The 10,148-nt window shown below is 37.9% G+C and carries 8 protein-coding genes; 7 read left to right on the top strand and 1 reads right to left on the bottom strand.

Annotation, left to right across the window (positions count from 1 at the left end; translation table 11 throughout):
* The first annotated feature begins 79 nt into the window (after positions 1-79).
* Positions 80-775 carry a dUTP diphosphatase gene (locus CVT14_RS05075; RefSeq protein WP_009294967.1) on the top strand — a complete coding sequence of 232 codons (696 nt, stop codon included), beginning with the start codon at positions 80-82 and terminating at the stop codon, positions 773-775.
* Positions 772-1,512 (top strand): EI24 domain-containing protein, encoded by a 741-nt coding sequence (locus CVT14_RS05080; RefSeq protein ID WP_103635052.1) that lies wholly within the window; start codon positions 772-774, stop codon positions 1,510-1,512. The genes CVT14_RS05075 and CVT14_RS05080 overlap by 4 nt, the downstream gene beginning before the upstream one ends.
* Positions 1,513-1,530: 18 nt before the next feature.
* On the opposite strand, the gene CVT14_RS05085 is transcribed toward CVT14_RS05080, so the two are convergent.
* Positions 1,531-2,052 carry an ATP/GTP-binding protein gene (locus CVT14_RS05085; protein WP_103611001.1) on the bottom strand — a complete coding sequence of 174 codons (522 nt, stop codon included), beginning with the start codon at positions 2,050-2,052 and terminating at the stop codon, positions 1,531-1,533.
* An 84-nt stretch (positions 2,053-2,136) separates the two neighbouring features.
* Here CVT14_RS05085 and CVT14_RS05090 point away from each other — a divergent pair, with 84 nt between their 5' ends.
* The 5 genes from CVT14_RS05090 to CVT14_RS05110 all read left to right on the top strand — a co-directional run bounded on the left by CVT14_RS05090 (position 2,137) and on the right by CVT14_RS05110 (position 9,939).
* A complete protein-coding gene (locus tag CVT14_RS05090) occupies positions 2,137-2,505 on the top strand; it encodes a hypothetical protein (protein ID WP_035169808.1) in 369 nt (122 codons plus the stop codon).
* Complete coding sequence (locus CVT14_RS05095; RefSeq protein WP_021088967.1) at positions 2,506-2,913, top strand: pyridoxamine 5'-phosphate oxidase family protein; 408 nt, start codon at positions 2,506-2,508, stop codon at positions 2,911-2,913.
* 293 nt (positions 2,914-3,206) lie between these two features.
* On the top strand, positions 3,207-8,378 hold the full coding sequence (locus tag CVT14_RS05100) for a retention module-containing protein (protein ID WP_107849860.1): 5,172 nt from the start codon (positions 3,207-3,209) through the stop codon (positions 8,376-8,378).
* A 110-nt stretch (positions 8,379-8,488) separates the two neighbouring features.
* Positions 8,489-9,082 (top strand): LemA family protein, encoded by a 594-nt coding sequence (locus tag CVT14_RS05105; protein ID WP_021087473.1) that lies wholly within the window; start codon positions 8,489-8,491, stop codon positions 9,080-9,082.
* Positions 9,082-9,939, top strand: coding sequence for a TPM domain-containing protein (locus CVT14_RS05110; protein ID WP_107849861.1), 858 nt, complete (start codon positions 9,082-9,084; stop codon positions 9,937-9,939). Before CVT14_RS05105 ends, CVT14_RS05110 begins: the two co-directional genes overlap by 1 nt.
* Positions 9,940-10,148 lie beyond the last annotated feature (209 nt).

Raw genomic sequence — 10,148 nt, forward strand, 5'->3', positions numbered from 1 at the left:
AAGATGATTTGGGTCAAGCTTGTCGCTTAAGCATTAATTGTTTTTTGTTATAATCATTTAAAATTTAAAAGGTTTAAAAATGGATGAAAGAACTATTGTTTTAGAGATGTTAAAGATGCAACAAAGCCTAAACGACGAGACAAACGGGCTTGGTTGGGAAAATGGCTATACAAATAAAAATAAACTCATAAGCTGGAGGCGCTGCATATATATGGAGTGCGCTGAGCTTATCGACAGCTTTGCTTGGAAGCACTGGAAGAGCATAGATGCTAAGACTGATGAACAAAATTTACGCATCGAGGTTGTCGATATCTGGCACTTTATAATGAGCCTAGCGCTACAAATTTACAAGGCAAAACAGCTTGGCGATGTTGAGACTTTAGCTGATGATATCTGCCAGTCAAGTGGCTTTAGCGACTATTGCAAAGAGCCATTAAAGGTCGAAGATGAGAGCATTTATGAGATCATGAACGACGTTGAGATGCTTATACATGAGTGCAGCGGCTTTGACTATGACATCTTTGATATCTTTAAAATTTATTTCTCAATGTCTTTAAAATGTGGCGTAAATTTATACTCACTTTATGAGTGCTACATCGCTAAAAACGTACTAAATCGCTTCCGCCAAAACAACGGCTACAAAGAGGGCAGCTATAAGAAAATTTGGAACGGACGCGAAGATAACGAAGTGATGAGCGAAATTTTATCAAATGGCGTTAGTAAGATTGATGAAATTTACGCCGCACTTGAGCGCGAGTACAAAAAGGTAAAATGATAAATCTTCTTCGTCTTGGCTTTAAAGACTTTTTTACAGCCAAATTTATAACGCTATCGATCTTGCCACTTTGTCTTAGCATACTTTGTCTAGCTTGGCTAAGTATCTGGGGAGGTGGCGAGATATTTGACCTTTTAAGTGACGGCGCTAAAAACGAAAATTTCGCCTTTTTAGAGTCAAACTCAACGCTCTCTTTTATAGCTATTAAAATTTTAAGCTTTAGTGCTACAAAGTGGATAGTTAGCATACTTTTTTACGTCTTAAGTACCTTTTTAACGATCATCATTAGCATCGTGATCGCTCTAATCGTGGCTGGCTTTTTAACGCCAGTTGTAGCCAAAGAGATAAACAAAAGGCACTACAACTACGTGCTCAAAAGCGAGGCTAGCACGGCTAGAGTGCTAAAGGTGATGATGGTTGAGATCATGAAATTTCTTGGGATCTTACTCGTTTGCTTGCCACTTTTGTTTGTGCCATTTGTAAATTTCTTCATCATCAACGTGCCGTTTTTTTACATCTACTATAAACTTTTGCTAATAGACGTTGGCTCAAATACGCTTGATAGCGATAAATTTGAGCTAGCACTGCTTGAGGGTGGCGGGGTTAAATTTATAGCTTTTACACTTTTATTTTATCTCATATCGCTTGTGCCGCTTGTGGGATTATTTTTTCAGCTTTATTTTGTGATAGTCTTATCGCACCTCTTTTATCAAAGAGAGGCGCTGGTTAAAATTTAGAGCCAAAAAGCTCTAAATTTATGCGTAGTAAGATACTTTTTTGCTCTCATCAAGCAAGGTGTCAAATAGCCTTTTTGTCGCACTTAGTAGATTTTTATTAGCGTCATTTTTAGCTAAAAGTTCGTCAAACATCTTTAGCATATTGTCATTTATGAAATTTTTGTGGTCCAGGTCTTTTGCGTCAGGCAACATCTGCTTGATCTTGTTTGAAAGATCGCTTATGCTTTGGCTACTACCTGCGATCTTGTCGCCCTCTTTGACATTTTTCATAAACTCATCAACCTGTGGGCGAATTTGCTTCATCGCCTCTTCGATCTCTTTCATATCTTGCTCGTCTATGCCATTGCCTTTATAAGCAAACTCATAGCCGTATTCGTGCGTAAGAGTTAGACTTTTTTGGCTTGAAGTGCCATTTTTCTGGCTAGAAAACTCTAAGTTTTTGTTGTCATACATAGAAAAGCTTATCTCATCGCCTGAGCTAGTCTTCATCGAAAAGCTCATATTGTTGTAGCTTCCTTGAGAGTAAAAATTTGTTTGCATTTTTAAATCCTTTTGAGGCTAAATCGGCAAATTTTTAATTTCATAAAGCAAAATTTTGTAAAATGCGTCAAAAAAGGACGGGCGATGTGTTGTTTTGGGACTAGGATCTTTTTGCTGATGCTTATCACTGTTTTAAGCTTCGTTTTTGCTAAGCTTTGCCCAGTTTTGCCAGTCGTTGGCTACTACTTGATACTTGCAAATTTACTTGCCATTTTGATGTTTTCACTATTTTTTAAAGGGCTTTTGCCAAGCTTTGTAAAGGTAAATGCGATCCACTATTTTTCGCTAATTGGTGGCTTTTTGGGAGCATTTTTAACAATGCTTGCTTTTAAAAAGCTTGCAAAAGATAAATTTACTTTAATAGAGCTCATTATTTTTACGCTCTGGGTGCTGATAATCGCCATAGTCATCTTTAAATTTCAAACCATTCTTGACATTTTTAGGGGAATTTAGATGGATGAGAGGATAGTTAAATTTTTAAAAAAGATGCATCTTGCAAGTGTTTGTACCATTGATGATGAGGGACAGCCTTATGCTTTTAGCGCATTTTACGCCTTTGATGAGGTAAATTTTTGTCTTTTGCTAGCTAGCTGCGATGAGAGCTCGCATGTTAAATTTTTAAAAAACTCAAAGCTCGTTGCTGGCACAGTCGCTCTTGATACAAAGATCGTTGGCAAGATAGAGGGCGTGCAGTTTCAAGGAGCGATGAGAGAGGCTAGCACAATTGAGCGAGAAATTTACTTTAAAAGATTTTTTTACGCAAAGGCGATGGATCCAAAAATTTGGTCTATAAGCCTTGAAAAGGTTAAATTTACGAGTAACACTCTAGGTTTTGGCAAGAAAATTTTTTGGCAAAAGTAGCTAAAAATCGCATAATATTTTCGTGTTAGCTTAAAAGATGCTCTTTCTTAAGGCGTTCAGAATAACGCTTTTATGAAACGAAAGGTACATGTACCATATAAAAATTTTTTTTAAAATTTTTTACACAAAAGTTACACAAAATGCCTTTTTTAGGGGGAATTTTAAAAATATTAAAGTGTGATAAAAGAGTATTAAATAACTAAAAATAAACTTAAATTTACCCAAATTTTACTTAATATCCCCAGCCCCACTCTTATTATATAATCGCCGAAAAAATTATTAAGGAGAGTTTTATGGCTAAAGAAGCGGGTGTAGTAAAATCGCTAAGTGGCAAGGCGGTCGCAGTTGATCAAAACGGAAACGAGAGAGAGCTAAAAGTTGGCGACATCGTTTATATGGGTGAGAGTGTCAAAACTAGCGATGCAGCCGACAAAGTAACTATTGTTGCAAATAACGGCAAAGAGCTAACTGTACTAGGCAGTGACACGCTTTCTTTAAATCCAAATACGATAGGTGCTGAGGGCTTAGCTGATATAAGCGCTTTGCAAAATGCTATTTTAAATGGCGGCGATCTAACAAAACTTGAAGAGACTGCTGCTGGTGGTAATGCTGCTGCTGGTGGTGGAGATGGCGTTAGCCTTGGCGAAGCTAGATTTGCTGAGGGCGGTCACTACTCAAACATCAATGAAACTTATAGAAATTTAACTGATACAAACAGAGCTTTTGCTTCATACGATAGCCCAATTGGTGGCTACAATGATGGAAATAGCGGCGATGATACTATAATACCAGGTGCTCCAACTGTTAAATTTATAAATGATATAAATGACAACCACACTTTAAGCAGAGTAGAGCATAGAAATGATACAGATATAAATACATCTAAAGTTCTTATCACAGTACCAAATGACGGTACAGTAAGAGCTGGTGATATACTAAAAGTCACTGTAACTGGTCCAAATGGTAATGAAACTACAACAAACATAACCATCACACCAGCTATAATAAGCGGTGGCGTTCGTCTTGACGCACCTGTAGAACCAAATAAAATTTCAAAAGTAGAAGCAAGTGTTACAAATTTCCAAGGTAACACTGGTGGTAGTAGTGAAGATCACGTAACTCCTACAAAATCAAGCGTAAGCGTTGAATTTACAGAAGATAAGAGCCCAGATGATGGATTTTTAACTTATACAGAAAACAAAGGTGATGGCAAGCAAAATGAGTCACCAGTACTTATAAAAGTAAGTGATGTTATCATTGGAGATAAGCTTCACATCACACTAACAAAACCAGATGGTAGCACTGAAAATAAAGAAGTTACTATCGATCAAAATATAATCAATAATGGCTATAAGATAGACAATATGCCAGTTGCTGAGGGTAAAATTTCAAAAGTAGATGCTTATGTTACTGATAGTACAAACTCTAGCACTTGGAAGAGCGATATAGCAACTGACAAGGTTACTCCAGATGTAAGACCGACTTTAGTATTTACTGAAGATCTTGACAATGATACTGGATTAAGCGATCTTGAAAATGGACGAGATGGTAATTACAGAAGCACTCCAGTGGATATAACACTTCCAAAAGATGTAGTAGTTGGTGATAAGATCGTTATAACCTATACTGATCCGTTAAATTATAATAACACCGATCCATCAGTTCCTCATGAAAAAACAATCACACTAGAACTAACCCCAGAAATGGTTAGAGATCATAAAGTAACTGGTGTACCACTTGAAATATTCCCTGGTGTAAGAACATATGCAAGCGTTCACGTAGTAGCTGCTGATGGTACTCAAAAAAGTGCAGAGTCAGATACAGACAATGTATATCCACTTGATACTGGATTAGCCATAACACTATCTGAGCAAAAAACTCTTCATGAAATTTCAAGACAAGAGAGTGTTACTAAGATTGATAAGAATTTTAATGGTGTTAATGAAGATTTGGGCGATGAAAAAGTAAATCATACAACCGCAAAGATCACATTACCAAATAGAGTTGATGATGGTGATAAGCTTACACTTTCGATAAAAACTCCTAAGCTAGACCCTAATGACAGTACAGGTAGAACAGTATTGATGGATCCAGCTGATCCTAGTGGCAAGACACCATTATATGAAAACACCACAAGAGACTTTACTATACGTGTAAACGATAAAGGTGTTATAACTAAAGTAGTAGAGCATACTAATTCTGGCGATGTTGATTACACTCCTTTAAAAGAGGAGCTTAATCAATGGGCTATTAATGTTGAAGGATTTAATGTAAGACACGAAGGTGATACAACCATAAATGCTAGTATCACCCACATAAATCCAAACAGGAACGCTCCTATAGCTCCAGTAGAGGCTTCAGCTAGCTTAGAGTATGTAAAAGCGCCTGAAGTTATCTTTGAAGAAGCTCATGGAGCTAAAACTATGACTAGAGAGCAAGCTATCAGCGACGGTGATCTTAATAACACAACAGTTACTATCAAGCTTCCTAAAAATGCAGTAAGTGGAGATAAACTAACTGTAACTATAAATGAGCCAAATGAGACTCCTAAAACAAAAGAATATACGGTTGGAAGAGACGTGAATGGTAAGTTTTTTGTAAAAGATAGTGCTGGTAATGAAATAAATACAGAAACAGATGGCAGAAGTTTCAAAATTTCTGGTATCAAAACAGCAACTGGTGAAGAAACTAAAGTAACAGCTGAGATAGTAGATAGTGACGGTAGCATCCAACATGCTAAAGGCTCAAGCAGTGTTACGATAGCTGGCATAAACGATATGGCTGTAAGATTTGTAGAAGATGGTGATGGCAACGTATCTTTGACAAGATCAGAGAGCAAAGATAGCGACAATGATCTACTTAAGACTACAATCGCAGTAAAAGTGCCAAATAACGTTATAGCAGGTGATGTTGTAAATGTAACAATAAACAATGGCACTTCAACTGAGACTAAAACTTATAAGGTTACAGGTAAAGATAATCAAGGTAAGATTACGCTAGAAGATACTTCTACTCACACTTCTATAACCGCAAGTGATAAAAACGAGATAGAAATTCCAAATGTGAAGATCATTGCAGGTGAACCTATCAATGTAACTGCAGAGACTACTGATGCAAGCGGTGGCAAAAAAGCCGAAGCGCAAAACCATAATACTCTTGAAAAACTTCATGATGATATGAAGATCACTTTTGATGCAGATGATGGTGATGGTATCTTGGGTAATGCAGAAGCAACTGGAACCACTACTATGACAACCATTAAACTACCTTCAAATTTTGTTGATGGTGATAAGCTTATAATAAACAGCAAAACAGGCAACAATAGCTTCCCTGAGGAAATTTATACGATACATAAAGATAGTCGTGGCATTGTTACTGTTACAAAAGATGATGGTAGCAATACTTATTTGCCAGTAATAAACGACAGCGAAGTTAAATATTCTCTAACAAATTTACAAAATGGTGAGGAAACTATCATCACCGCTAAAGTAACTGATAGTACTGGTGCTGATAAAGTAGAAACAAAGAGCGATATCATACTTGACACTGGTGCTGGAACTGGAACAAGATTTAGACTACTTATCGATGAAGATGGTGATAGAAATGGCGTACTTGATAGAGAAGAAGCTATGAAAGATCACCAATTAAATACAACTTCTGCTACACTTCAGATCCCAACTACTGTAACTGCAAATGATACTATAACAGTCAATGTAGATGGAGGAACTCCTAAAACTTATAAAGTTGTTTCAAATGATGGTACAAATGTTACTATAGAGGATGCGCTAACTCATGCTCCTGTCACGCTTGAGCCAGGTAATAAGCTAAAAATACCTGATGTTCATATAGACAAAGATCATCCAGCTAAAGTAGAAGCTACTATAAATGGAGAAACAAAAACAGCTGAAGCTAAACTAGAAACATTTGATGCTACAAATTTAAAGGTTGAATTTAAAGAAGATGATGCAAGCAGAGATGGCAAGATAGATAGAGATGAAGCTGTATCAGTTGATGGCGTAAAAGTAACAACTATAAGCGTTCAAGTGCCATATAATGTTATAGATGGTGACAAAATAGCAGTAACTATCAATGAGCCTCAAGCTGGTGGCACTATGGCGTCTAGAACTCTACCTTATACGGTATCAAAAGCTCCTAATGGCGATATATCACTAGTAGATGCAGCTGGCGTTTCTCATCCTTTACACAACAATACTATCGAAATTGGTGATGTTAAAATGCTCCCAGGTCAAGAGACTAGTGCAACTGCAACCATAACAAACGCTGCTGGCGATATGTCTGCAACTTCTCCTGAGGCTAAATCACAACTTGCTCCATTAAGCGAAGCAGGACTAAACATAAGCATAGCTGCTGATGTAAATGATAATGGCATTATCACAAGAGATGAGTCAAGTAGCAATGCTTCAAAAGTAAAAGTTTCTCTTCCAGGAAGTGTGATAAAAGGCGATAAGATAGATGTCGAGATAACAAATCCTGATAACTCTCAAGCAACTAAACATTACGAAGTTATAGACAAAGATGTTAATGGCAACATAACACTAAAAGAGGCAGGCTCTACTACACCTATACATGTCTCTGCAAATGATCCTCTTGAGCTTGATGCAGCTATCGCAGTTGGTCAAGATACAGTGGCAAAAGTAACTCTAACTGATGCATTTAATAATAGTGTAAGTAAAGAAGATAAAGCACATGCTGAGATAGATGTTGTAAGAGGTATTCAATTTACAGAAGATGCAAGCAGAGATGGTGCTTTGCAAACTTATGAAAATTCTAAAGATCAGGACACAACGCCTATTAAAGTTTATCTGAACGAAGATGCAAGAGCTGGCGATACAGTTGAGATCAAATATACTGATCCAGATAACCATGCGCAAGTTAAGACACAAACACATACACTATCAGGTGAAGATATAACAAATGGTGCATTTGAACAGGTGCTTGATATCAATCCAATATCAAAATATGATCTAAAAGTTGATGCTACCTATAAAACTCATGATGGCTTAGAGACTAAACTTCCAGCTGAGACACTTTCTATATTGCCTAAAGCAGTTACAGCTGAATACGATGCAAACACAACTATGAAAGGTGGCGATAACAATAGTGACACTTTAATAGTTGATGGACAAACAGTTGATTTTAGTCATGTGGCTGGTCTTGATGCTAAAGTTGAAAGCTTTGAAAATATCCAACTTAAAGGCAACTCTGAGATCAAATTTGATGCAAATGCAATCTTTGATATCACTGATAATCTAAACACTGTTCTTAAGATAAAAGGTGCTGTTGATGAGCATGGCAACTCAACTACAAAGGTCGATCTAGATCACAAATGGACTGCTGATTCTAACTACGATGCTAGTGGCTTTAAGGGCTACTCAAGCGTAGATCAAGTAAGCGGACAAACTATCCATATACAAATAGACGATAAAGTCCAAACAGACCTATAATCCCAAAAAAGTGAGTGCGCTTTAAGCACTCACTTCACTTACCTAACTTCAAATTTACATCATTTTTTAAGCCTTATTTTACTAATATCACCCCTTTTAAAGGAGAAAATATGAAAAATTTAATAGCCATAGTTGTGGTCATCGCCGCACTTGTTTTTGGCGCTTTCAAATACGCAAATTCATTTGTCGTGCTTGATGAAAACACCAACGAGAAGTGGTCTCAGGTGCTAAATCAATACAAAAGAAGAGCCGATCTCGTGCCAAATTTAGTTGAGACCGTAAAAGGCTACGCGGCCCACGAGCAAAAGGTCTTTGAAGATGTGGCAAACGCAAGAAGCAAGAGCATGCAAGTAAGCATCGACGCAAGCAGTCTTAGTGACGAAGCAAAGGTTAAAGAATTTATGGCAGCTCAAGGTCAGCTAGGCTCCGCACTTGGCAGGCTAATGGCAGTTAGCGAGAGCTACCCAGAGCTAAAAGCAAATCAAAATTTCCTCTCACTCCAAAGCCAGCTTGAAGGCACAGAAAACCGCATAAGCGTAGCAAGACGCGACTACATCGAGGCAGTAAAAGAGTATAACGTAGCTCTTAGAAGCTTTCCTGGTAAATTTATAGCTAGCGTCTTTCATCCGGAGATGAAGCCAAAGCAAGGCATCGAAGTTAGCAGCGAAGATATGAAAAATCCAAAAGTTTCGTTTGAGAAGTGATGAAAAAAGCTCTTGCTCTTTTGCTTTTTGCATTTTGCTTTTGTTTTGCTCTAAATTTTAATGAGCAGATCAACGATGAGGCTCATATCTTTTCACAAAACGAAAGAGATGAGCTTTTAAATTTAGTACAAAATTTCGAGCAAAACAGTACCACACAAATCGCCATAGTGACTTTAAATTCGCTTGAAAACAGGAGTATCGAAGAGCTATCGCTAGGGATTGCTAGAGGCTACAAATTAGGTCAAAAAAAAGATAACAACGGCGTGCTTTTGGTGGTTGCTCCAAATGAGAAAAAGGTCCGCATCGAGGTTGGATACGGGCTTGAAGGGGTGCTAGCTGATGCCGTAGCAAGCGAGATCATAAATAGTGTGATGATACCTGAGTTTAAAAATGACAAGATGAGCGAAGGCGTGAAAGAGGGCGTTTTAGCGATCATAAAAGTGGCTAGCGGCGAGGAGTTTAGTAGCAAAACTAGCCTTAGCGACTTGCCTTTTGGCGTATTTGCCTTTTTTGCTGGCATGCTCTCTTGTTTTGTTTCTGTGATCTTTGGCAAATTTTTTATGCGAACTGGCTTTAGCACGTGCTTTGCTGGACTTGTATCAACCGCGCTTGAGCAGGGATTTGGCGTGCAAAACTACCTTATCATCTTTGGCGCCTTTGCCTTTATATTTGCGGTATTTTTCTTTATTTTAAAAGACGTTTTTAAGAGAAATAGCCAAGGCGGCTCTTTACCAATGGGCTTTAGACGCGATAATTCTGGCTCAAATGGTGGCGGTGGTCGCTCAAGTGGTAGAGGAGGCGGCTTTAGTGGCGGCGGCGGTGGTTTTGGCGGCGGCGGAGCCAGCGGTAGTTGGTAAAATTTGCCTGCTTTAGAAGTAAATTTACTATGTTTTACAAATTTTAAAATTTGAGCTAGCCTTTTTAGAATAAACCGCATGCAGTGCTTTAGCACGATTGCATGCCCATTGAACGTGCGAGGGGATTGGGGGATTTAAAAAGGGGGATAAGGGGACGGCCTCGTAACTCGAGTCCCCTTGTCTCCATTTTGGATAAAAGAGTTTTTAAA

Origin of the sequence: Campylobacter concisus (genome assembly GCF_003048445.1) — a bacterium.
GTDB classification, from domain to species: Bacteria; Campylobacterota; Campylobacteria; order Campylobacterales; family Campylobacteraceae; genus Campylobacter_A; species Campylobacter_A concisus_BF.